This is a genomic window from Nocardia sp. N2S4-5 (assembly GCF_044628355.1).
Classification (GTDB): domain Bacteria; phylum Actinomycetota; class Actinomycetes; order Mycobacteriales; family Mycobacteriaceae; genus Nocardia; species Nocardia wallacei_B.
The window spans coordinates 1,177,496-1,198,976 of record NZ_JBIUPM010000001.1; the positions used below are offsets into that span (position 1 = coordinate 1,177,496).

Consider the following 21,481-nt stretch of genomic DNA (forward strand, 5'->3'; position numbering starts at 1 on the left):
GATCCATCCGACCGAAGGAGTTGTGTCTTGGTGCGTGTGTGCCGAACCCTGGCCGGTGTCGCGCTGGCGGCCGCCGCGGTGCTGGGTGCGACTTCGGCGGTGCTGGCCGTCGGGCTGAAGTGGGAGCAGGTGCGGGTCACCGACACCGTGGCCGAACCCGATTGCCGCCACGGGGGAGGCGAGAGCGACGAACCCGGCGCCCGCGAGCCGGAGGCGCAGCACAAGCTGTCGGGCGGGTATCGGGAGCGCGACGCCGAAGGCTCGGAACCTGGTCTGGCGCAATAGTTCCGAGCCTTTCGCGGCGGGCCTACTTGTTGAAGAAGATGCCCGCCACGTCGGCGTTCTTGATCGGGGTGTCGCCGTTGCGCTGATTGCCGCACAGGAATTCCACCGCGGCCATCGTGAGGTCGACCTGGGTGCCCGCCGGCTCGTTCTCGTCGCCGGTCTGCTGCTTGACGAACTTCGTGACCGTCGTGCGCTTGGTGTTCTGATCCTGTTTCACGTACTCGCTGCACGAGGTGTCGCCACCCTTGTTGAGTGCCTTCTCGACATCGCTGCATCCGGTGAGAAGCGCTGTGGCGACAGCCAATCCGACGGCGGCTGCGGCAGGCCATCGCGGGGATTTCATCTGGCTTCTCCTCGTGGGGTCGTGCCGGGCTGTCCGGCGGTGGAAGGCGTGCGCTGCACAGCCTAGAGGGTGGGCGATCCTGCTCCGCCCACCCACGGTGGAGAAATAGCCCGGCGATGCGGCCCTAATCAGGTTCGGTCCCGCGCTCGTGCGTCGATCAGGTCGGCGAGCAGGCGGGTGATGCGACTGCCCAGGTCGGGAGCGGTGGTGCCGAGCTGGTCGGCGCGCTTGGCGAGCTGGCCGTCGAGGGCCAGCGCGGCCAGTCCGTGCCCCATGCTCCATACGGCGACGGCGACGGCGTCCGCCTCGTCGGCGGGGAACGCGCCGTCGGCGACGATCTCGGCGATGGTGTCGGCCAGTACCGCGAAGGCGGCGTCACCGGCGGCGCGCGCCTCGGGATTCTTGTCCGGTTGCGACAGCTCGGGCCGGAACATCAGCCGGAAGTAGGCGGGCTGCTCCTGCGCGAAGCGCACGTAGGCGTCGGCCAGCGCCGTGAGACTGCCGATGGGGGTCGGCGCGGTGGCCCGCGCGGCCACCAATTGCGCTGTCAGCAGGTCGAATCCGCGGGCGGACAGGGCGGCCAGGAGCGCGGCGCGATCGGCGAAGTGGTGGTACGGCGCACCGGGGCTCACGCCCGCCTCGCGCGCGACCCGCCGCAAGCTCACCGCGGCCAGTCCCTCGGTGTCGATCAGCTGCAAGCATGCGCGCAGCAGCTCCTCGCGCAGCGCTCCGTGGTGGTAGCGGTCCTTGGTCGACGGCATGTGCCGAGCGTACGGGGTTGACAGGAGCACCTCCGGGAATCTATACAGTGATTACATTCTAAACACTGCTTAGATCGGAGAGGTCATGCCGGATCGCGTTCTGGTGACGGGGGTTTCGGGGTACCTGGCGGGTCACGTCGTCGCGGACCTGCTCGCGCACGGCTACCGGGTGCGTGGCACGGCCCGCGCGGTCACCACCGAGCTGGCGGATCGGCTGCCCGAGGTGGAGCTGGTGGCCGCGGACCTCGCCGACGACGCGGGCTGGGCGCAGGCCGTGGCGGGCTGCCGGTACGTGGTGCACACCGCCTCGCCGTTCCCGCCCGACGCGCCCGACCACGAAGACGAGCTGGTGCGGCCCGCCGTGGACGGCACGTTGCGGGTGCTGCGCGCCGCCGCGGCGGCCGGGACCGTGGAGCGTGTCGTGCTGACCTCCTCGATCGCCGCGGTCCGGGTCGGTCATCCCGATCGGGTGTGCACCGAGGCGGACTGGTCACAGGTCGAGGCCTGCGGCGCCTACGAGAAGAGTAAGACCCTCGCCGAGCGAGCGGCCTGGGAGTTCGCGCGGGAGACCGGAGGATTCGAACTGGTCGCGATCAATCCGGGCATGATCCTGGGCCCGGTGCGGCATCCGGCCGTCGGCACGTCGGTGGCCGCGGTGCAGATGGTGTTGTCGGGGGCCATGCCCGGGGTGCCGCCGATCGGGTTCGCGACCGTCGACGTGCGTGACGCGGCGGCCGCGCACCGGCTGGCGCTGGAGACTCCGGAGGCCGCCGGGAACCGGTATATCTGTGCCGGAGAACAGGTTTCGATGACCGAGATGGCGCGGGTGCTCGCCACCCGGTATCGGGTGTCGACCCGCACGATGCCGGGGCTGCTGGTGCGGCTGGCGGCCCGTTTCGACGCGTCCGCGCGGACGGCGGCCCGGTATCTGGGCCGCCGCGAGCGGGTCAGTGCGGACAAGGCGCGGCGGGAACTGGGCTGGACCATGCGCCCGATCGAGGAGACGCTGCTCGATACCGCCGCGAGTCTCATCGAGTTCGGTCTGGTGGACGATCCCGGTCGGCCGCGGGGATCGCGCCGGGAACCGGTCGCGGCGTGAGGCGGCGGGCATGTTGATCACAGCCGCGGTCATCGCGCTCGTCGCTCTGGTGCGTCGGTGGAGATCCGCGCCGGACACTGGTCGGCGACGACTGCTTCCGAGAGCGAGGGCACTGTGGCAGTCCGTGCGCCGCTGGGTGGCCGGAGCCCCGCGCGGACTGGCAGCGGGCGCCGGGGCGATCGCGTTGATGAGCACGGCATTACTGATGGTGCCGTGCGCATTGTGACGGCCATTCCGCTACGAGCGATCGCCTCGCGCCTGGCTTGCCGCATCCGCGCCCGATAATGTCTGCCACCATGGAGTTCAGCACGCTCGGCAAGACCGGTTTGATCGTTTCCCGAATGGCGTTCGGCGCCATGACATTCACCGCGGGCAACAGCGATATCGACGCGGTGTACAAGGTGGGCGCCGAACTCGCGGACGAATTGGTCGGCCGCGCGCTCGAGGCGGGCATCAACTTCTTCGACACCGCCGACGGCTACGCGGGCGGCGAGTCGGAGGTACTGCTCGGCCGGGCGCTCAGTGCGCGCCGCGACGAGGTGGTCATCGCGACCAAGGTCGGTTTCCGGACGGGGGAGCCGCTGACGCAGGCGGGCCTGTCGCGGCGGCACATCCAGTGGTCCATCGACCAGAGCCTGCGGCGGCTCGGCACGGACTGGGTCGACGTCTACATCGTGCACCGGGAGGATCCGTTCACGCCGCTCGAGGAGACCTTGGCCGCGCTCGACGACGTGGTGCGCTCGGGCAAAGCGCGCTACCTCGGCTTCTCCAACTGGTCGCCGTGGAAGGTGGCCGCCGCGGCGGAAATCCAGCGCGCCAACGGATTTGCGCCGTTCACCCACGGGCAGATGAACTACTCGCTCGTCGGCCGCGACGTGGAACGCGACGTGATTCCGATGATGCGCCGCTACGGCCTGGGCTTGACGGTGTGGAGCCCGCTTGCCTCCGGCTTCCTCAGCGGCAAGTACACCCGGGAGTCGTTGCGCGACCCGGACAACCGGCTGGCCGGATTCGACATCCTGCCCTTCGACAAGGAACAGGGCTTCGTGCTGGTGGAGCGCATGCGCGTGATCGCCGACAAGCACAACGCGAGCGTGGCCCAGGTCGCGCTGGCGTGGCTGCTGGCCCAGCCCGCGGTCACCAGTGTGCTGCTCGGCGCGAGCAAACTGCATCAGCTCGAGGACAATCTCGGCGCCCTCGACGTGCGGCTGAGTGCCGACGAAATCACCGACCTGAGCGACGCCATGCCGCCCGCGCCGGTGTACCCGAACTGGTTCATCGAGAACATGCGGGACCAACCGGCGACCGAGGCACTGGGCCGCGGCTGAACGCCGGGCGGCCGGGGGTGCGGGTGGGCCGGTGCGCCGCTAGTCTGCGGCGGTGGATCTGTCGGAGTTGAGCAGTTCGGTGTCGTCGGTGACGGATCGGTTGGGCGATGTCTCGCCGCATCCGCCGCTGTGGGTCGTGGTGGCGACCGGGGTGGCGGCACTGGTCCTGGTGATGTATCCGCCGGTGTGGCGGGTGCTGCGGACCGTGGTGACGATCGCCCACGAGGTCGGGCACGCGGTGGTGGCGGTGCTGACCGGCCGGACGCTGCGCGGCATCCGGCTGCACTCGGACACCTCGGGGGTGACGGTGTCGCGCGGGAAGCCCTACGGCCTCGGCATGGTTTTGACGACTCTGGCCGGATATCCCGCGCCGTCGGTGGTCGGGCTGGGCTGCGCGGCGCTGCTCGGGATGGGCCGGTTGACGCTGATGCTGTGGCTGGTGGTGGCCGCGCTCGTGGTGCTGCTGCTGGTGATCCGGAACCTGTTCGGTTTTCTGGCGGTGGTGGTGACCGGGGCGGTCACGCTGGCGGTGTCCTGGTACGGAACCGTGGTGTGGCAGGGCGTGTTCGGATACGCGGTCGCGTGGTTCCTGCTCATCGGCGGGCTGCGCGCCGTGGTGGAGTTGCAGCGCGTGCGCGTGCGCGGCGACGGCTCGGACGCCGACCAGCTGGCCCACCTGACCAAGCTGCCCTCGCTGCTGTGGGTGCTGGTGTTCGCGGCCGCGTGCCTCGCCGCGCTCGTCGCCGGGGGCAGCCTCCTGCTCGGCCCGCTACCTGAACTGCACACCGCCTGATCCGCCTCCGCAGCCGATCAGCCTGGTATGCCTCTCTAGCCGATGGCGGAGCCGTCCGCGTAGTCCCGCCACCGTTGCGCCTCGCCCGAATTGCCTTGCCGGTCCAGCACTTCGGCGAGTCCGGCCATGGCACGGGTGTCGCCGTGATCGGCGGCGGCCCGCCACCAGCGCTCGGCGTCGATGAGATCGCCCTGCCGGAATCGCACCACGCCGAGGTCGTAGGCCGCGCCGGCGTGCCCGAAACCGGCCGCCTGGCTCCACAGCGCACACGCCTGCTCGACATCGCCACGGCCGTGCATCGCCACCCCCAGCTCGTAGAGCGATCTGCGGTAGCGGCTCTGGTCGGTCGGCGCGGCGACCGTGTCGACCTCCACCACCATCTCGCCGAAATCCGGCGGCCCGATGCCCGCGCTGCAGCGCAGCAGCGGATGCCCGCTGGCGGTGCGGTCGATGAGCAGGCCGTAGTTGCCGGTCCACGACTCGGTGGCGCCGGCGGCGTCCATCCACACCGGGGTCAGGGTGAAAGATGCGTCCGGAGCGGCGGCGCACACCTCCAGCCGGACGCCGCCGGCCATCGCGTCGGTCCACACATCCACCCCGCGCAGCCGCCGGCCCTGCAGGGCGACGTGCCCACCCAGCACCGACAACCCGATGCCCAGACCGAGCAGCCCGGCCGGGGGAGCGGCGGCATGCAGGGTCAGGGTGATCGCCACGGGATCGGCGCCCAGCGGTTCGGAATACAGCGGATGGACTCGCGTGCCGTCGAGATCGACCGCCTCGGCACCGGCGTACCGCTCGGCCAGCGGCAGCGCGTGGTCGGACGCATCGTAAGCAGACGGCCCGGTCATCGTGTCCGCCTTTCGCCGGAACTGCTCGGGTGGAGTCGGGCATACGGAGTCTGCCAGAGAATTCCGCCCCCGAACAACCGAGAACGTCTGCGGCCGACCGGTTTGCGAGCGCGACGCAAGCCGCGCGCAAGTCCGGCGCAATCGGCGCGCGGCACGCTCGATTCCATGACCGAGACATTCGATGTGGTGGTGGCCGGGGCCGGGCCCGTGGGACTGATGCTGGCATGCGAGTTGCGGCTGGCGGGAGTGGACGTACTGGTGGTGGAGCGGCTGGCCGAGATCGACCAGACCCTCAAGGCGGGCGGCATCAACGTCCCCACCGTGCAGTCGTTCTATCGGCGGGGACTGCTGCCGCGACTGAACGAACGGCGGGCCGCGCACGTCGCGAGCCTGCCGCTCCTGCCGGGAAAGGCGGGCGAGCAACCGCGGCGCTTCGGCGGGCATTTCGCCGGAATGTTCCTGGACGGCTCGCTCATCGACATCGACGATCCCGCCTTCGCCGAACTCGGCCCGGTCGACGGGTCGCCGTTCGTCCCGCAGCAGGACGTGGAGGAGATCCTCGGCGGCCGGGCGGCCGAACTGGGGGTCGAGGTCCGGCGGCAGGTCGAGCTGACCGGATTCACCGACGACGGTGACTGTGTCACGATTTGGCTGGGCGACACCGTGATTCGCGCCGGCTGGCTGGTCGGCTGCGACGGCGGCCGCAGCCTGGTGCGCAAGCTCGCCGGCTTCGAGTTCCCCGGTCTCGATCCGGTCGTCACCGGGTATCAGGCGGTGGCGGAGATGACCGGCGCCGAGGACCTGCGTCTCGGCTGGAACACGACCGACACCGGCGTCTACGCCTACGGCCCGATGCCGGGCCGCTTTCTCACCATCGAGGTCGACGGGCCGCCGCGCGACCGCACCGCCCCCGTCACCGCCGCCGAACTGGAGGCGAGCCTGCACAAGGTATCCGGTGTCCCGGTACGGATTACGGCCCTGCGCTCGGCCACCCGATTCAGCGACAACACCCGCCAGGCCACCGACTACCGCCGCGGACGGGTGCTGCTCGCCGGCGATGCGGCGCACGTGCATTCGCCGTTCGGCGGGCAGGGACTGAACCTGGGCATCGGGGACGCGATGAATCTCGGCTGGAAGCTGGCGGCGGTGGTCGCGGGCTGGGCGCCGGCCGGACTGCTGGACACCTATACCGCCGAGCGGCATCCGATCGGGGAATGGGTGCTGGAGTGGACTCGTGCGCAGGTCGCGGTGATGCGGCCGGACGATCGCAGTCGCGCGATGCGCAAGGTGATGCGGGAGATGATGGACACCCGCGACGGTGCGACGGCGGTGTTCAAGAAGATCTCCGGCATCCTGCACCGCTACGACCTCGGTGGCGGACACGAACTGGTCGGCGCGGTCGCACCCGATATCGAACTGTCCGACGGCACCCGGCTGGGCGAGCATTGCGGCGACGGCCGCGCGCTGCTGCTCGACCTCACCGATGACCCGGGCCTGCGCGCGCTCGCCGCGCCCTGGTCCTCGCGCGTGCGGGTGGTCACCGCGAAACCGGCTCAGCCGCGCGAACTTTCGGCGCTGCTGGTGCGGCCCGACGGGTTCGTCGCCTGGGCCGCCGATACCGGGACCGATGGGCTCGGGGACGCATTGTCGCGGTGGTTCGGCGGCCCGGATCGGGCGCTGTAGGGGTTCAGTCCTCGCTGCTCGCCCGGTCTCCCAGATAGCGCGGCAGGGCCGGGTCGGCGGAGACCAGGCGATCGACCTCCGTGCCACCGGCGCAGTCGTACAGGCCCACCACGATCTGCCCGGATCTGCGGCTCAGCACCCGCCAGATGCCGCCGGAGCCGGTCCAGCGCTCCAGCACGGCCACGGCGTCCTCGGCCACGGGTCTCCCTTCCTTCGGCGAATCCCTGTCCCGAATCCGGGTCAGCGCAGCGCCGGAATCACCTCGCGTTCGAACAGTTCGATACCGGTGGTGTCGTAGGCCGCCTCCGGGAAGTTCAGGATCGCGTAGCCGAGGCCGAGATCGCGGACGCGACTGAGGTTTTCGATGATCTGCTCGGGCGTCCCGACCGCCGCGGTGCCGCGGAACAGCTGATTGATCTGAGCCTCGGCCTGCTCGGCGCCGACGAACGGGGCCAGGCGGGCGATATGGGCCGCGAGGCGGTCCTCCACCTCGGCCTCGGTGCGGCCGATCGCGACGTTGAAATTCGAGGAGCGCACGATCGCGTCGAAATCGGTGCCGACATCGGCGCAGTGCCCGCGCAGAATCTCCGACTTGTGCGCGAAACCCTCAGGGTCGCCGCTGAAGTTGGTGTAGGCGGCGTACTTCGCCGCGATGCGCAGCGTCTTCTTCTCGCCGCCGCCGGCGATCCACAGCGGGATGCCGCCCGGTTGCGCGGGCAGCGGGCGCACGATGGCGCCGTTCACCTGATAGTGCTTGCCGTCGAGGGTGGCCGAGCCGGTGGTCCACGCCTGCCGGAAGATCTGAACGCCCTCGTCCAGACGCGCCAAACGATCACCGGCGGAAGGGAATCCGTATCCGTAGGCGCGCCACTCGTGCTCGTACCAGCCGCCGCCGATGCCCATCTCGACCCGCCCGGCCGAGATGAGGTCCACGGTGGCGGCCACCTTCGCCAGATAGGCCGGATTGCGGTAGCTGATCGCGGTACACATCTGCCCCAGGCGAATCCGGGAGGTCACCGCCGCGAACGCCGACATCAGCGTCCACGCCTCGTGGGTGGCCTCCTCGGTCGGCACCGGCACCGTGTGGAAGTGGTCGTACACCCACAGCGACTCCCAGGCGTCTCCCGCGTCGACGCGCTGAGCCAGGTCCCGCATCACTCCCCACTGCGCCGCGGGGTCGATGCCGACCAGGTCCAGCCGCCAGCCCTGCGGGATGAAAATGCCGAAGCGCACGGACGTCTCCTTCACATGTCGACAGGCCGCGGCCGGGTACGGCCGCGACACCGCTGTCCACTGTCGCGGCCGATCGGCGCGGCGGCAACCGTTGTGCGCTCGGCGCGTCCAATCGGCGGCCGTGCCGAGCGCGCCGCCGCGCGAGGCTGGCAAATTGCCCGCATCCACCGTGGTTCGCGGCCGCAAAACCCGCGCGACCGCGATCTTCCTCGCGGTGTGTCGAACCGCCACCGGGGCTTCGGTGATGTTCAATCGGTGCCGTTGAGGTTCCAGCGAACGAGCGAAAGGTAGTAGACATGGCACTTCCCACCATGACCGCCGAGCAACGCAACGCTGCGCTGGCCAAGGCGGCCGCGGTCCGCAAGGCCCGGTCGGAACTGATCGAGGAGGTCCGCAAGGGCAAGATCTCGCTGTCGAAGGTGCTCGAGCGCGCCGACAAGGAAGATCTGGTCAAGAAGACCAAGGTCGCGGCCGTGATCAAGGCGCTGCCCGGCATCGGCCCCGTGAAGGCCGCCAAGCTGATGGACGAAGCGGAGATCCCCGCCGACCGTCGGATCGGCGGACTGGGCTCGCGCCAGCGGGCCGCGCTGCTCGAGGCCGTCAAGAACTAGAACTCGCGGCGGCGCTCAGCAATCGAATCCCCGAGGACCTGCACGAACAACCGTGATTTGGACCTCGCGACCGGATCCGATAACCTTGCTGAGCACCACCGGTCCGGGTGGCGGAATGGCAGACGCGCTAGCTTGAGGTGCTAGTGCCCTATTAATGGGCGTGGGGGTTCAAGTCCCCCTCCGGACACAGTGTTTGTGACTCAGAGTTACAGATAAACCTCCGACCTCGGTCGGAGGTTTTCTCGTTTCCGGCAGCAGCTGGGGTCGCCGGTCCGTCAGGGGATCATGCCGCCACTCTCGTCCATCAGCAAAAGGGATGCCGCTTCGAGGTGCACCATGCACTCATCCGGATGATGAGATCGGTGGATACGCCTAAGCTCCCACGCCCGCGCCGGTGTCAGATCCATCAGGTACACCTGGCACATGAATTCGGCGAGCTTGCCATCGGCGTGCACAAAGGTTCTGTGAGGCGCGGGATCCGGGATGTATTTCGACATCGCTCTCCTCTCACATATCCGGCGGCAAGCGCCGGCCCGTCGCCAGCTCCACCACCAAGCAGTTGTAGGCATCACTCATTCGGGCCACCCGGTGCGCGCCTTCGTGGTTCTGGCTGTCGAGGTAGTCGAGCCACAACTCCGCCATGCGCGACACGACCAAACCGACTGTCTCCGTGTGCCATACGCCGGACACATGGTTCCGGCCCCGGAGCGCCCGGGACACGCTGTCGTCGACGATTGATACCAACGCGGCCAGCGAAACCTCTGCCGCCGTGAAATCCCCAACAGCTCGGCGCAATTCCCCGCTGGACAACCCGTCCTGTTCGCGCATCCGCCGAATGGCCTCCCGGCGCTTGTCCTGAATCGGGATCATGCGGGCGGCAGCGTCGATGATGCCCATGGAGTGGATAGCCTTTACCTCGCCACGGAAGGCTTTGTGCAGGTTTGCGGCGTCCGGGAGGAACGGCTCGTCGGTCATTGCTCGTATCACCGCGGATGGATGGTGGATGGCCTCAGGGCGTCGGCCTCGGCGAGTGCCCGCAGCGCCGCTGCCTTTCCAGGACATGGTCTGACCCGGCAGGCAGTGTGGAACTGGGTAATGGTGTGCGCCTGCGGCACGGCGAAGGGGGTATTCGATGCGTGGTGGGTTTCCTGGTCGATCAGCGTGTTCAACTGGTGAATGGCGAGTGAATGCATGGGCGAACACCTTTCGTGTCGGCTTACCGTGAAATCTGGGGTGCCCGGCTCTCGGGAGCCGGTACGGCCTCTGCGGGGTAGGGCCCGGTACCGAGGCACCGACCCGACCGTAAGGCGGTTGCAAGGCCGTTCACCGGCCTGAATAGCCCAAAGTCGTAGAAATATAACGAGACACGTATAGAGTGAACCTAGGGACGAACGCCCTTGCGGTGCAACATGTCTGAGCGAACCATCGATCTTGCAATGCACGTTCATCCGAAGAGCGGAGACAGCGGGATGCATCTGACGACCGGCGAGATCATCCGCCGAATACGTAAGTCGCTCGGCATGACACAAACCGAACTGGGAGCCGTTCTCGGTTACACCCAGCCCGCGATTTCACAGCTCGAACGTGGCGGTGCCCTTGTGCACGATGTGCGGGTACTGCGCCGCGTAGCCAGGGCTCTTCACGTACCGCTTGCCATACTGGTAGTGGAGTCAGATGAGGAGGCGGATGTGAACCGTCGCAACTTCCTGCGAACCGGGACCATCGGCGCTGGTGCCGCCGTTACGGCCGGTGCTGCCGGGCGCGCAATGGCCACCGGCTCATCAGCCGGAGGAATCCGGGTCGGTGCCAGTGATGTGGCCGAGATCAACGCCAGTGCCAACCAGATTCACGAACTCGACCTGATCGTCGGTGGTGATCGGCTCTGCCGGGTGGCTGCCAACGAGGTGCGCTACGTCGAGCAGCTGCTCGACACCGCTACCTATACCGATGAAGTCGGCCGTACCCTGACCAGCGCCGCTGCTGAGATGATGACTGCCGCGGGCTGGGTCCACTACGACGCCGGTCGTTTGGACCAGTGCCGACGCTACTACGCCGATGCCGCCCAAGCCGCCACCGCGGCCGGTGATGGCATTGCGGTGGCACATGCCCTCGGCAACGCCAGTTCACTGTTGACCGAATGGAACGGCGGTACGCCTGCCGGTACCAGGCAAGCGGTGCAGTATGCCCAAACCGCCTCCCGAGCCGCCATGAGCCATGGCGGCCCAAAGCTGCGTGCGCTCATGGCCATTCGCGAAGCCGATGCCCTGGGAATGCAAGACCCGAGCGGCAACAAGTCTGCGGTCACCGATGCCTTGAGCCGGGCATATCGGGCATATGAATCCAGCCGAGGATTCGATCCGGAATGGGTCTATCTGCCCGATGCCTTGCTGAGCGGTATGACCGGCATCATGCACATGTACGTCGGCGAACATAAGGCGGCGTCGGACAAGATTCAGGTAGCAATTGACGGGTCGGCGGCTTGGCCGCGTGAGCAAGCCGAATGGTACGTCCAGTGTGGTCGCAACCTGGTGCGGGCCGGCGAGATTGCCGAGGGGTGCCAAGTTCTCACCGAGAACTTCGAGACAATCCGGCAGATCGGGTCGACGCGTATTCGCCAGAAGCTCGATGGCGTCGCCACAACGGTTCGGCCGCATACCGGGGTACCGGAGGTACGTGAGTTCTTGGGAACGTGGGCGGCGAACTGAGCTGGACGCAGAGAAACCGCACCTCTACTTGGCGTGCGGTCGCCGTCTATCCATCGCCTTGCCGATCAGCACCCGCGCCGCTTCGCCGACCACGGCCTGCCCGAGAAGCGTCTGGAATACTTGCTCGTACAGCATCAGCTCCCGCGGTTGCGTGATCGTCAGTTCCGCCGAGATTGTCTCGACGTGGGCGACTTTGCGGTCGAAGATGGCGAAGTTCGTCGTCGGTACCTCATAGTCCGACATCTGCGGGATGACACTCACCACCACGTTCGGTAGACGCATCACGTTCAGTAAGTGATCGAGCTGGTCGATCATGATGTCGTCAGATCCCACGGTGGTGTAGAGAACCTGTTCGGCCAGAACAAAATTGAACCGATGGTTGCCGTGACGGAGCACCTGCTGCCGTTCGAGCCGGGCTGCGATACCTTCATCGACCGGTTCGTCGTGGCCGTAGAAGGCCGACACCCGGCCGAGCATCGCACGCATGTAGTCCAGGGTTTGCACCAGTCCCGGCATGATCACCGGTTCGAACCAGCGGGTCAACCGCGTGCCGTCTTCCAGTGCGTGCAGTTGCTGCTGCTTGCGCCTGATGCCGGCGATGCGTTTCCATTCGACATAGGCGGCCTCGACGTTACGCAGCGTTGCGATGAGATCAGGTACTTGCTGGTTGGTCTTGCAGTGGCGACACCAGATGCGGATGTCGGCCTCGGAGGGCGTCTGCTTGCCGTTTTCGATCTTCGAGACCTTCGACGAGTGCCACCCGGTAAACTCGGCCAGCTGGATGCCAGAGAGACCCGCATCTTTGCGGATGTCGCGTAGACGACCGCCTAACGCCTCCCTGGCATCACGAACGCTGGAGCTGGTCACTTGGCAGCAGCGTAGTCGCTCTCTGCGTACTCAGCGTGCGGGATACCAAGCTCCCACACCTTGTTTCGAACGGCGACGCAGTGAGCAGCGATCACCGGGTCCTCGGTCACCGCGAACCCGCCGAAATCACCATCTCGACGGAAAGCGACGAAGACGACCAAGCGATCATCGAACAACCAGTAATCGTCACCGGCCAGCTCGGTCGCGTCGATCAGTGACCGCGGCAGCCACCTGATCTCTTCGCCCGCTTCGATATTCAGCGGGGCGATGGTGAGGCCGAACCGGGTGTAGTCCACGTGCGGCACGCTGATCACCCGCAACCGATGGACCTGCTTGCCTGTCGATGTTTCCTCCTTGATCAGTTCATCCCAGGAACGGCACCACTCGTAGTCGTCGGGTTCTCCGGCCAGGAACTTGCGGAAAGGCTCGTGTTCCTCGGCGACGAGATACTCGTCCTGAGTCTCCAGGTGAAAGGCCCGCTTCCACCTTCCGTGGAAGAGTTCGATGAACTCCTCGTCCTGGATCAACTTCATACCGGGCGGATTTCCTTTCCCATCGGCACCTCGATGCCGCTCTCGTGGTTGGGCAGGTCCAGTTGCCGGAGGGCTTCCGCATCGGTGACCGGCGTACCGCTGAGCGTAAAGGTACCGCGGCCGGTATCGGTCAGCTGGGCGCCGAGGAAGGTCCCTGGTTCCAGAAATTTCAGCAGGGCGTGGGGGATCTCGATCGCGGATCCGTCGAGTCCGGTGCGCCACCCCTGGACGACGTAAGTCCCGCTGTCCGAGGCGAAAAGTGTTGGGCAAGTGCCGTTCTGGCTATCAGTACCGAGGAATCGTAAACGCATGGCGACCGTCCTGGATCTCATGACGCACGGATTTGCTTGAACGTCGTCATCGTGGCTCGTAGTCGGACTGGCGGTCAATGGTCCGGGGATGCCCGAAGCAAATCCGAGCAAAGACATGGCATCGTACCGACCTGCCGCTCTAGCGTCGATGACCAGGCGCTCGGCACCGGCGAAAGCCCGCTCGGGACAGCACTACAGGATTCTTTCTCCCCGGCGCCGAGTCGCCCCACCACTGCGATGAGGGGGAGTGAATGGCATTGCGTCGGTACCTGGTGAAGGTGCATTGTTGCGGCAGCCGGTGGCTGATCGAAGTGCCGGCACTTGCGCGCTGGACGCCGGTCGATGAGAAGAACGCCATCGCCGACACAGCCAAGGTGATGATCACTGCGGTCACCGGAACCGTCGCCGATTCCTTCGGCGTCGATCTCATCGAGGACCGAGTCATCACCAGCCTCCCTGAGTACACGGCGACCGCCACCACTCTGCAACGCTGGAATGGGCCGCCGGTCGTGGGTCCGTCGGATGCGGCGTAGAGGTTCGAGTCCCGCTCGCCCGAAAAGCGTTAGGCCACAACTGAACCATAACCTCATGGCGTCTGTCTCTTGGTCGGACGCCATATTCACTCTGGGGGATTTCATGCTTACGCTCGTGTTTCGGCTCGGCTGCATGGTTACAGTGGCTGCCCTCGCGACTGCCGCATTGTCTACCAGCGCTGAGGCTGACGCCATCGTTCCGGTGGGCGTGGCGAAGTCCTGCGACCTCGGCTTCACCTTCAGCCAGCCAACGGTGTTGGCCCCGCTGATCCTCGGTGACGCCTGGGCGGACTGCGCAGCACCACCAGCCAGCCACCGGATGGAGCTGAGCTTGGCCCGCCGCGACACCAACGGCATGTGGATCACCATGGCAACCATCACCGACCGACGGATTCCGGCTCCCCGGCTGAACTATCAGGTAAGTGCTGAATGCTCACCTGGGTTATGGCGGATCACTGCCCACGTGACCGGTAGCGCATCCGAATGCCCGAGAGGATGAAATTCATTGGGACGCTATGCCGAAGTGCCAGCCGGTTCCATCCCGCGCCGTGCTGCTGCCACAGCGTTCGTCCGCCGGCGGTGGCGTCGGCTGCGGACGCCTCGCCTACACCCGGGGGACCTCGGTGGCGGCTACACCATGCACCGTGAGTGGGGCTGGTGGACACTCCGCCCGGTCAGCGGCCGGCGGTCATGGCGCTGGGTGACGGTGCCGCCTTATGCGACGAGGGGAGTGCCCAATGGAGATCGGGAGGCTGCGCTCGACTGGATGGCACGGACGTTGGGCTTGTGACGGCGCGGGCCGCATTCCGTATCGGGAGTCAGCACGAACGGGAATTGTCGTGAGCATCGATCGTGAACAAGGCGGCAAGGTCTTTCGTGAGGCGTGGATCGAGGGCGTCACCACGCACTATGCGGGTACACCGAAGGACAGCTTCATCACGCCGTGGGAGCAGCTGCCGGAGTGGCAGCAGAGGACGGATATCGGAATCTTCGAGGCGGTGGAGAGAGACGTGGCCGGGGCGGAGGCTTTTCCCACTCAATCCTGACCCTCGGCCAACGTCGGAGTCGTGAACGCTGGGACCCCAGGCTCCCTACCCCCACGACTGGAAGTACCACTTCCCGTTGCTCTCGTGGCAGTGATCGGCATTGCTGTAGGAGGAGCGTTGTGCTTCGCAGTTCTGCGGGGTTGTGAAGGGGCCGTGCAAGTTGCTGGGTCGCGCCGATGTGGTTCCCGCGGATCCCAGGGCGAATGCTCGCACTGGCGAACTCGCCGAGTGTCGCAAGGAGACGCCGGGTGGGGTCCCGTGCTCTGCCGGTGACACTGCTCCGTGGGCGGTTCCCATCACCGTCCGAGCACCACACACGGAGCTGCCCGTTCGCAATTCGAGGAGCATCACATGACTATGCGATCCATTGCCATCGGCGTATTTCTGTCCATTGCCGGTCTCGCCTTTTCGAGCACGACCTCGGCCGCTGCGGGAGCCGAGGCAACAGCCGCGTGGTCCGACACCGTAGTTACCCTGCGGACTCCGGCGACGCCCACGCCCCCATCGACGCCGTGTACCGAAGCCACTGTCGGAAAGCGACTCACTTCGCAGGGCCACCTCTGGGAGTGTGATGGCGATCCTGACGCCGGTATCTACACCTGGTACATGGTGCCCTGAACCGGGATCGCGAATAGGTCGCACCTCGTGCGGGACCGGTCCCGCACGAGGTGTCGTCTACTGTCCGCCATGAACAGTCACTCAGTCGTCCGTCGCCGAATCACTTCTATATGTACAGCTTTCGCTGCCGCCGGTGCGGCCGTCGCGGTCATGGCCGCACCGGCATCGGCGGGCAATCCCGGTGAATGTCTGAGCCCCGCGTTCGGCGTCTTGGCGTGCGGGATCATCAATAATTCCGGCGCGATGCCGATCGGGATATTCAACAACTGGGACCGGCCGGTTCCCGGCCGACCGGATACGGACAACTGGAATCAGTACGCCCAGAGTCATCCGCAGACAGCCTCGGCGATCTGGGACTACTGGTCCGACCCCGAGAACGAGTCCGAGCCCGACCATAAGGACGGAATGACGGCCGCGCTGTTGCCGCCGGGTGCCGCGTCCCAATCTCTCGGCCCCGAATTCCAAGACTCCGACGGTTTCTACATCGGTAAGGGGATGCGGGCGCTCGTCGATATCGGCCCGTCACATTCCTGTCTCATCGGCCCGATCTACTACCAGATCCACAACGACTGGCCGCGGGTCGACGTTGCTGCAGGCCCGAGCATCTGCTGACCCGATGAGTCGCGAGGCGAGCCGACGTAACGACCTTCCGGACTGTCGGGCTCTGCTGGTATGAATTCGGCATGATCATGGGATTGGTCCAGCTCGGTGTGGTCGCCTTCGCCGTTCTGGCGCGCTGGACCTCGGCGGGCTGGTTTTTGCTGATCGGCGTCCTGGGCTCGCTGGGGCTGGCGCCGTTGATCCTGTTCGGGCCGTTGGTGTTCGCCGGATTCTGCGCGCCACACGACGCCCGGCCCCTGCTCATAGTTGCCGACGTGCTGCTGGTGGTCGCCGCGCTGACCCTGGCCGATGGCGGCGACAACGGGCCACTGATCCCGATCCTCGATGACAAGGCTGCCGGCTCGCGCACGGGCGACTGGGTGCACCGTCTCGGAATCCTCACCGGCGCAGCCTATCTCGTCGCGCTCGCGGCGCTGGTGGTCTGGATGCTGGCGGCCTAGCTGGTCGGTTCGCCGAACCGGTAGGCTTGTCTTCGGGCGCGCCGGGCGCCGCGTCCTTGTGTTACTCCTGTGCGGCCTCGTCCACCGCGACGGAGGCACGATGTTCGACGACTTCGACGAGTTCACCATCACAACCGGTCGCGGCACGGTCTTCGGGCGGCGGGGCGGCTCGGGCCCGGCAGTGCTACTCCTGCACGGGATTCCGCAAACTCATCTGATGTGGCGACTGGTCGCTCCGGTGCTGGCACGGGAGTTCACCGTCGTGGTCACAGACCTTCGTGGATACGGCGCGTCCAGTCCGGGCGGCGGCGGACACGCGATGCGTGAGCTGGCTCGCGACCAGATCGAGGTGATGGACCGGCTCGGGTACGAGCGATTCTCGGTGGTCGGGCACGATCGCGGCGCGCGGTGCGCCTACCGCGCCGCCCTGGATCATCCGGAACGAGTCGACGCGCTGGCGGTGCTGGACATCATTCCCACGGCCGACGCATTCGCCCGTGCGGACCGCGAATTCGCCCTCGGATATTGGGTGTGGTCGTTTCTTGCCGCTCCCGCACCGATTCCGGAGCGCCTCATCCTCGGGGCACCCGATACCTTCGTCGACCACATGCTCGATGAATGGTCCGACAGCCCCGAGGTTTTCACCGATGACATCAGAGCGGCGTATCGGGAGCAGTTCCACGACCCCGAGCGGGTACACGCCATCTGCGAGCAGTACCGGGCCGCCGCCATACACGACATCGCCCACGACGAAGCCGACCGTGACCGCGGCTTGGCCTGCCCCGTCCTGGTTCTCTGGAGCGACAGTGGAGCCGTCGCGCACTGGTACGACCCGCTCGAGGTCTGGCGCGGCTGGGCACGGCACGTCACCGGCGCCCCGGTCAGGTCGGGTCACTTCCTCGCGGAGGAAGCACCCGAGGAGACGACACGTTTGCTTGCGGATTTTCTCCGGTCCTAGACAGCGAATATCGCTGACAGCACGCCCGATCGAAGACGCTTCCGTGCACGGTGAGCAGTTGCTGGCCGAGCGGTTCGGGGAGCACCACGCCCCTCATGGTCGGTCGCCTACCGGATGCTCGGCTCACTCGTCGAAGCCGGATGACGCGGTCCAGGAGGCCTGGCCGCGACCGCCCGCGGTCCTGGGATAACCGCGGAGATATTGCTACGGCCACTCCACGCCTTTTCGGACCTGACGGCGTCATATCGACGAACCACATCGCAGAAATAGCCGCTGCGTAGCGAGGGACGCCGGGGGAGTGCGGAAAAGGCAGCGCCGGAAATGCGCTACCACCCGACGCAAAGTCGAGGACTCTTGACGAACCCCCCTAGTTGTTACACGGATATTTCCTATTCATTGTGTTTGCGTGCCGACCGGAGCGCATAATCCTTTTGCCCGCTTCATCGACGCAGGGGGATCATCCGAAAAACCGGTAGCACAGGAGATTTCGATATGACACAAGAAGCTCCCGAGACGCGTACCGACATGCTCACCGTGCGGGAGATCGAGGAACTCCGCGCAAATGTCGATCAAGCTCGGCAAGAGGCCCAGAACGCACGCCAGTACGCGCAGCAGGCCCAAACGCTGGCGAGACAGGCGCAGCAGCAGGCCCGTCAGGTTCAGCATCAGGCGAGTACCGCGCAGAACGAGGCCAACCAGGCCAGTCAGCAGGCACAACAGGCCCGCCAGCAGGCCGTGCAGGCGCAGAACCAGGCGCAGCAGGCACAGAACGACGCCGACCGGGCCCAGAGCCAGGCGCAGCAGGCGCAGGGCGAGGCCGGCCAGTCCCAGCAGCGCGCGCAGACCGCCCAGGATCAGGCCGACCAGGCCAATCAGCTGGCCCAGCAGGCCGACGACCAAGCCAACCGCACCCAGGACAACACCGGCCGCTGGGAGATGCAACTGCAGCAGCTCCGGCAGCAGACGCGGATGAGCCAGTCCCGATAGGAGATATGAGTCGGTGCCGGATGAGTCGCCGCTGCGGGCGACCCATTCGGCGCCGCGTCGTCAGGGGTGCCCATGAGCGAAATCGGTCCGCCGCCCGTGAACGTCGAAGTGATCGTGCCCGAGGCAATGAGCATCGGTGCCTACGCCAATGGTTTCACCTGCTGGTACAACCGCACCGATTTCACCCTGGATTTTCTCGTGCACCTGCCGGCCGACCCCGGACTCGACGAGGCGGGCGAACCTGTATTACGTCAGCCGGTCCAAGTAGTTGCCCGAGTGAAGTTCCCGCCGTCGATGATCTTTCGCCTCATGCAGACCTTGAACGACAGCATGAGCAATTACGAGCAACAATTCGGCCCGATCGTGCCGCTGGGTGAATAGGAGAAAATGAAATGCTCGAATCGAGTGCGATCAGAATTCTCGCGGGCAGTCCCCACGAGTGGATCGTGGTGACCGACCCGGTCGTGCACTACCGGCCCGACCGGGTCGCTGGCCGCCGCTACCTCGTCACGACCTCGATGCCGCGGCCCGGCAGCGGTTCCGTCGCGTCCTCACCCGAAGCCGGCCGGTGAACGCACGGAGGTGATCCGGCCTTCGACGTCGACCGGCGGTGTGCGGTCGGGGAATTCGAGAGGGGACACCCGCGGACAACTCGACCGCCGCAGGGTGCCTCCCTCGAACCTGTCCGGGTCAGGGCCGGGTGGACAGCGGTTTCAGAATCCAGCGGGCGACGGAGCGGTTGTCGACGGGGCCGACCAGAGCGGTCGGCGCCGAGGCACCGGTTGCGCTGCCGTACAAGGCGATTCGGTGATCGGCGGCCAGCGTGAGGCGATAGTTGCCGTCGGCCGGGCTGACGGTCCAGGTCTCGGTGTCGGAGATGCCGCACACGTCCTGCCGGGCCGGGGCGGAATCGGCGGGCAAGCGGCCCGGGCGCAGGCACAAACGGCTCGCGGCGTTACGTATCTGGAAGACCGGCCCGGCCGGGCGGTAGTCGATCGCCACGAACTCCCACTGGTGGACGTCGAGGGTGTCGTCGGCGCCGTGCCGCGGCAGGGATACGTCGGTGGGCTGGGGAAGTATCGGCGTGCTCGGCAGCGGTTCCCAGAACACACGGTATCTGCCCGGTCGGATCGGCTCGGCGGAGGCGGGCACCGACACGGTGACGAGGGCGGCGATCATGCCTGCCGCGACGAGAAGCCTGACCAGCAACCGTGAATCCCCTTGTCTCTCAATGGCCGCGCCCGCGGACCGCCGCCTCGATGGTATTCGTCGCTCATGCCGAGCGGCAGCGAGTGTAACCATGGACCGTGGGCAGGAATGTGCACTCCGGTATGGACCGGACACCCACCTGTCCTCTCGGGTTTGCTGGCCGGACCACCGATCTCACCGGAGACGGAGCTACCGGCGCGGCTCCTCGAAACCGCCGATCTTCTGCTCGAGCAGTTCGGCCAGCCGCAGGGGTGTGCGGTCCTCGAACATCGGGCCGATCAGTTGCACGCCGACCGGCAGGCCCTCGGGTGATCGGCCCGCGGGTATGGCGGTGGCGGGGAGGCCGGGCATGGTCGCCACACCGGGCCAGATCATCTGGTCGCCGTAGGGGTACGCGACGCCGTCGATGTCGATTCGCTGTTCCCGCGCATCGGGGTTGTGGTCGTGGGGGAATGCGGGAGTCGGCGTGATCGGGCATACCACGGCGTCGAACTCGGTGAAGAGTTGCCGCCAGCCGTGGCGGTGCTGCTCGCGGCGGTTGTTCGCCTCGATCCACTCGCGGTGGCTGAACACCGCGCCACGCAACCATGCCGCGTCGCGACTGTGGTCGTCGGCGCCCAGTGCCGCCGCGGCGGCCCGCAGCTGCTCGTACCTCTCCGCGGGGAAACTCGCGGCGACGTTCGACACCATCAACTGGGCGTAGAGCGTGGCGGCTTCGGTCGGATCGGGCAGCAGCGGACTGTGCCGTTCGACGCGGGCGCCGTCGGCGGCGAGGGCCTCGGCGACGCGGTTCACCGCGGCCCGCACGGCCGCCCCGGTGGGCAGGAGCGGGTGCTCCTCGAGAACCAGGACCCGGAAGTCACCGAGCCGCTGATGGCGCGCGGGCGGTAGCGCCACATCGAACGCGACGCCGAGCGTCAGGGGATCCGGGCCCGCCATCACGTCCAGCAGCAGCGCGAGGTCGCGGGCGGTCCGGGCCATGGGGCCGACGACGGCGAGGTCGCCCTCGCTCGGCAACGCGGGCGCGGGTGGCGGGACCATGCCGCGTGCCGCCACCAGTCCGAACGACGGCTTGTGCGCGTAGACGCCGCAGAAATGCGCGGGCACGCGCAACGAACCGGCGAGGTCGGAGCCGAGGGACAGCGCACCGAAGCCGGCCGCCAGGGCCGCCGCCGATCCGCCGGACGACCCGCCCGGTGTGCGGCCGAGATCCCACGGGTTGCCGGTGGTGCCGTAGATCTCGTTGAAGCTCTGCCAATCCTTCAGCATCAGCGGCACATTCGTCTTCCCGAGCACCACCGCCCCGGCCGCCCGCACCCGCGCCACCTGTACCGCGTCCTCTGTCGGCACATAGTTCTCGAACCGTGGCATACCCCAGGTCGTGGGCAGCCCGGCGATGTTGTAGGACTCTTTGACCGTCACCGGGATTCCGAGTAGCGGCCGGTCCTCGCCGCGGGCGAGCGCCTCGTCGGCCCGGCGTGCGGCGTCGCGCGCGCGGTCGAAGTCGGGCACGCAGATCGCGTTGATCGCCTTGTCGTCCCGCTCGATCCGGGCGATCGCCTCCTCGGTCAGTTCCATCGAACTCAGCGCACCGGCACGCAACGCGGCCGAAAGTTCCTCGGCCGACCGATAACTCCACTCCATGAACCCGACGCTATCGGCCCGCCGG

Annotated in this window: 29 protein-coding genes and 1 tRNA gene; 17 read left to right on the top strand and 13 right to left on the bottom strand. The window is 67.1% G+C overall.

Annotated features, from left to right (window positions below):
* Positions 1-30: 30 nt before the first annotated feature.
* Entirely contained in the window at positions 31-285 is a 255-nt protein-coding gene (locus tag ACFMRZ_RS05230; protein WP_400178137.1) for a hypothetical protein, read from the top strand.
* Positions 286-307: 22 nt separating this feature from the next.
* Here the strand turns inward: ACFMRZ_RS05230 and ACFMRZ_RS05235 are convergent, their stop codons facing one another.
* Together ACFMRZ_RS05235 and ACFMRZ_RS05240 are read right to left on the bottom strand one after the other, a co-directional pair.
* Positions 308-628 (bottom strand): hypothetical protein, encoded by a 321-nt coding sequence (locus ACFMRZ_RS05235; RefSeq protein ID WP_400178138.1) that lies wholly within the window; start codon positions 626-628, stop codon positions 308-310.
* 128 nt (positions 629-756) lie between these two features.
* Positions 757-1,389, bottom strand: coding sequence for a TetR/AcrR family transcriptional regulator (locus ACFMRZ_RS05240; protein ID WP_400178139.1), 633 nt, complete (start codon positions 1,387-1,389; stop codon positions 757-759).
* Positions 1,390-1,474: 85 nt separating this feature from the next.
* Between ACFMRZ_RS05240 and ACFMRZ_RS05245 the strand changes: the two genes are divergently transcribed.
* The 3 genes from ACFMRZ_RS05245 to ACFMRZ_RS05255 all read left to right on the top strand — a co-directional run bounded on the left by ACFMRZ_RS05245 (position 1,475) and on the right by ACFMRZ_RS05255 (position 4,609).
* Entirely contained in the window at positions 1,475-2,488 is a 1,014-nt protein-coding gene (locus tag ACFMRZ_RS05245; protein ID WP_400178140.1) for an NAD-dependent epimerase/dehydratase family protein, read from the top strand.
* 296 nt (positions 2,489-2,784) lie between these two features.
* Positions 2,785-3,816: an aldo/keto reductase gene (locus ACFMRZ_RS05250; RefSeq protein ID WP_400178141.1), complete on the top strand. Its 1,032-nt coding sequence runs from the start codon at positions 2,785-2,787 to the stop codon at positions 3,814-3,816.
* Positions 3,817-3,868: 52 nt separating this feature from the next.
* On the top strand, positions 3,869-4,609 hold the full coding sequence (locus tag ACFMRZ_RS05255; protein ID WP_280276500.1) for a M50 family metallopeptidase: 741 nt from the start codon (positions 3,869-3,871) through the stop codon (positions 4,607-4,609).
* A 35-nt stretch (positions 4,610-4,644) separates the two neighbouring features.
* Here ACFMRZ_RS05255 and ACFMRZ_RS05260 read toward each other — a convergent pair whose 3' ends face one another.
* A complete protein-coding gene (locus tag ACFMRZ_RS05260) occupies positions 4,645-5,457 on the bottom strand; it encodes a tetratricopeptide repeat protein (protein WP_400178142.1) in 813 nt (270 codons plus the stop codon).
* A 165-nt stretch (positions 5,458-5,622) separates the two neighbouring features.
* On the opposite strand from ACFMRZ_RS05260, the gene ACFMRZ_RS05265 reads away from it, so the two are divergent.
* A complete protein-coding gene (locus ACFMRZ_RS05265) occupies positions 5,623-7,140 on the top strand; it encodes an FAD-dependent monooxygenase (protein ID WP_400178143.1) in 1,518 nt (505 codons plus the stop codon).
* A gap of 4 nt (positions 7,141-7,144) precedes the next feature.
* On the opposite strand, the gene ACFMRZ_RS05270 is transcribed toward ACFMRZ_RS05265, so the two are convergent.
* A complete protein-coding gene (locus ACFMRZ_RS05270) occupies positions 7,145-7,339 on the bottom strand; it encodes a hypothetical protein (protein WP_280276503.1) in 195 nt (64 codons plus the stop codon).
* Between the two features lie 41 nt (positions 7,340-7,380).
* Complete coding sequence (locus tag ACFMRZ_RS05275; protein ID WP_400178144.1) at positions 7,381-8,373, bottom strand: LLM class F420-dependent oxidoreductase; 993 nt, start codon at positions 8,371-8,373, stop codon at positions 7,381-7,383.
* A 296-nt stretch (positions 8,374-8,669) separates the two neighbouring features.
* On the opposite strand from ACFMRZ_RS05275, the gene mihF reads away from it, so the two are divergent.
* Positions 8,670-8,984: an integration host factor, actinobacterial type gene (gene mihF / locus ACFMRZ_RS05280; RefSeq protein ID WP_187688667.1), complete on the top strand. Its 315-nt coding sequence runs from the start codon at positions 8,670-8,672 to the stop codon at positions 8,982-8,984.
* Between the two features lie 101 nt (positions 8,985-9,085).
* A tRNA-Leu gene (locus ACFMRZ_RS05285) sits at positions 9,086-9,171 on the top strand.
* An 88-nt stretch (positions 9,172-9,259) separates the two neighbouring features.
* On the opposite strand, the gene ACFMRZ_RS05290 is transcribed toward ACFMRZ_RS05285, so the two are convergent.
* The 3 genes from ACFMRZ_RS05290 to ACFMRZ_RS05300 are packed head-to-tail and all read right to left on the bottom strand — an operon-like array spanning position 9,260 to position 10,177.
* Entirely contained in the window at positions 9,260-9,481 is a 222-nt protein-coding gene (locus ACFMRZ_RS05290; RefSeq protein WP_400178145.1) for a hypothetical protein, read from the bottom strand.
* Between the two features lie 10 nt (positions 9,482-9,491).
* On the bottom strand, positions 9,492-9,959 hold the full coding sequence (locus tag ACFMRZ_RS05295) for a hypothetical protein (protein WP_400178146.1): 468 nt from the start codon (positions 9,957-9,959) through the stop codon (positions 9,492-9,494).
* 8 nt (positions 9,960-9,967) lie between these two features.
* Positions 9,968-10,177 (bottom strand): hypothetical protein, encoded by a 210-nt coding sequence (locus ACFMRZ_RS05300; RefSeq protein ID WP_400178147.1) that lies wholly within the window; start codon positions 10,175-10,177, stop codon positions 9,968-9,970.
* A gap of 216 nt (positions 10,178-10,393) precedes the next feature.
* Here ACFMRZ_RS05300 and ACFMRZ_RS05305 point away from each other — a divergent pair, with 216 nt between their 5' ends.
* Complete coding sequence (locus ACFMRZ_RS05305; protein ID WP_400178148.1) at positions 10,394-11,689, top strand: helix-turn-helix domain-containing protein; 1,296 nt, start codon at positions 10,394-10,396, stop codon at positions 11,687-11,689.
* A gap of 24 nt (positions 11,690-11,713) precedes the next feature.
* On the opposite strand, the gene ACFMRZ_RS05310 is transcribed toward ACFMRZ_RS05305, so the two are convergent.
* From ACFMRZ_RS05310 to ACFMRZ_RS05320, 3 genes are read right to left on the bottom strand one after another with little or no spacing between them, the layout of a single operon-like run.
* Entirely contained in the window at positions 11,714-12,556 is an 843-nt protein-coding gene (locus ACFMRZ_RS05310) for a helix-turn-helix domain-containing protein (RefSeq protein ID WP_400178149.1), read from the bottom strand.
* Complete coding sequence (locus ACFMRZ_RS05315; protein WP_400178150.1) at positions 12,553-13,083, bottom strand: DUF6879 family protein; 531 nt, start codon at positions 13,081-13,083, stop codon at positions 12,553-12,555. Before ACFMRZ_RS05315 ends, ACFMRZ_RS05310 begins: the two co-directional genes overlap by 4 nt.
* 2 nt (positions 13,084-13,085) lie before the next feature.
* Positions 13,086-13,400 carry a hypothetical protein gene (locus ACFMRZ_RS05320; RefSeq protein WP_280362154.1) on the bottom strand — a complete coding sequence of 105 codons (315 nt, stop codon included), beginning with the start codon at positions 13,398-13,400 and terminating at the stop codon, positions 13,086-13,088.
* A 251-nt stretch (positions 13,401-13,651) separates the two neighbouring features.
* On the opposite strand from ACFMRZ_RS05320, the gene ACFMRZ_RS05325 reads away from it, so the two are divergent.
* The 9 genes from ACFMRZ_RS05325 to ACFMRZ_RS05365 all read left to right on the top strand — a co-directional run bounded on the left by ACFMRZ_RS05325 (position 13,652) and on the right by ACFMRZ_RS05365 (position 19,175).
* Positions 13,652-13,933, top strand: coding sequence for a hypothetical protein (locus ACFMRZ_RS05325; protein ID WP_400178151.1), 282 nt, complete (start codon positions 13,652-13,654; stop codon positions 13,931-13,933).
* Between the two features lie 55 nt (positions 13,934-13,988).
* Entirely contained in the window at positions 13,989-14,432 is a 444-nt protein-coding gene (locus ACFMRZ_RS05330) for a hypothetical protein (protein ID WP_400178152.1), read from the top strand.
* Between the two features lie 340 nt (positions 14,433-14,772).
* On the top strand, positions 14,773-14,979 hold the full coding sequence (locus ACFMRZ_RS05335) for a hypothetical protein (RefSeq protein WP_400178153.1): 207 nt from the start codon (positions 14,773-14,775) through the stop codon (positions 14,977-14,979).
* A gap of 687 nt (positions 14,980-15,666) precedes the next feature.
* Complete coding sequence (locus ACFMRZ_RS05340; RefSeq protein ID WP_400178154.1) at positions 15,667-16,209, top strand: hypothetical protein; 543 nt, start codon at positions 15,667-15,669, stop codon at positions 16,207-16,209.
* Positions 16,210-16,280: 71 nt separating this feature from the next.
* Complete coding sequence (locus ACFMRZ_RS05345; RefSeq protein ID WP_400178155.1) at positions 16,281-16,658, top strand: hypothetical protein; 378 nt, start codon at positions 16,281-16,283, stop codon at positions 16,656-16,658.
* Positions 16,659-16,758: 100 nt separating this feature from the next.
* Positions 16,759-17,616: an alpha/beta fold hydrolase gene (locus ACFMRZ_RS05350; RefSeq protein WP_400178156.1), complete on the top strand. Its 858-nt coding sequence runs from the start codon at positions 16,759-16,761 to the stop codon at positions 17,614-17,616.
* 492 nt (positions 17,617-18,108) lie between these two features.
* Positions 18,109-18,603, top strand: a complete 495-nt coding sequence (locus tag ACFMRZ_RS05355) for a hypothetical protein (RefSeq protein WP_400178157.1) — start codon at positions 18,109-18,111, stop codon at positions 18,601-18,603.
* Between the two features lie 72 nt (positions 18,604-18,675).
* The gene (locus ACFMRZ_RS05360; protein ID WP_280271645.1) at positions 18,676-18,984 is read left to right on the top strand and encodes a DUF3467 domain-containing protein; all 309 of its coding nucleotides are present in this window, start codon (positions 18,676-18,678) and stop codon (positions 18,982-18,984) included.
* An 11-nt stretch (positions 18,985-18,995) separates the two neighbouring features.
* Positions 18,996-19,175 carry a hypothetical protein gene (locus ACFMRZ_RS05365; RefSeq protein ID WP_400178158.1) on the top strand — a complete coding sequence of 60 codons (180 nt, stop codon included), beginning with the start codon at positions 18,996-18,998 and terminating at the stop codon, positions 19,173-19,175.
* Positions 19,176-19,293: 118 nt separating this feature from the next.
* On the opposite strand, the gene ACFMRZ_RS05370 is transcribed toward ACFMRZ_RS05365, so the two are convergent.
* Both ACFMRZ_RS05370 and ACFMRZ_RS05375 read right to left on the bottom strand, forming a co-directional pair.
* Positions 19,294-19,812 carry an RICIN domain-containing protein gene (locus tag ACFMRZ_RS05370; RefSeq protein WP_400178159.1) on the bottom strand — a complete coding sequence of 173 codons (519 nt, stop codon included), beginning with the start codon at positions 19,810-19,812 and terminating at the stop codon, positions 19,294-19,296.
* A 189-nt stretch (positions 19,813-20,001) separates the two neighbouring features.
* Positions 20,002-21,456 (bottom strand): amidase, encoded by a 1,455-nt coding sequence (locus tag ACFMRZ_RS05375; RefSeq protein ID WP_400178160.1) that lies wholly within the window; start codon positions 21,454-21,456, stop codon positions 20,002-20,004.
* Between the last annotated feature and the right edge of the window lie 25 nt (positions 21,457-21,481).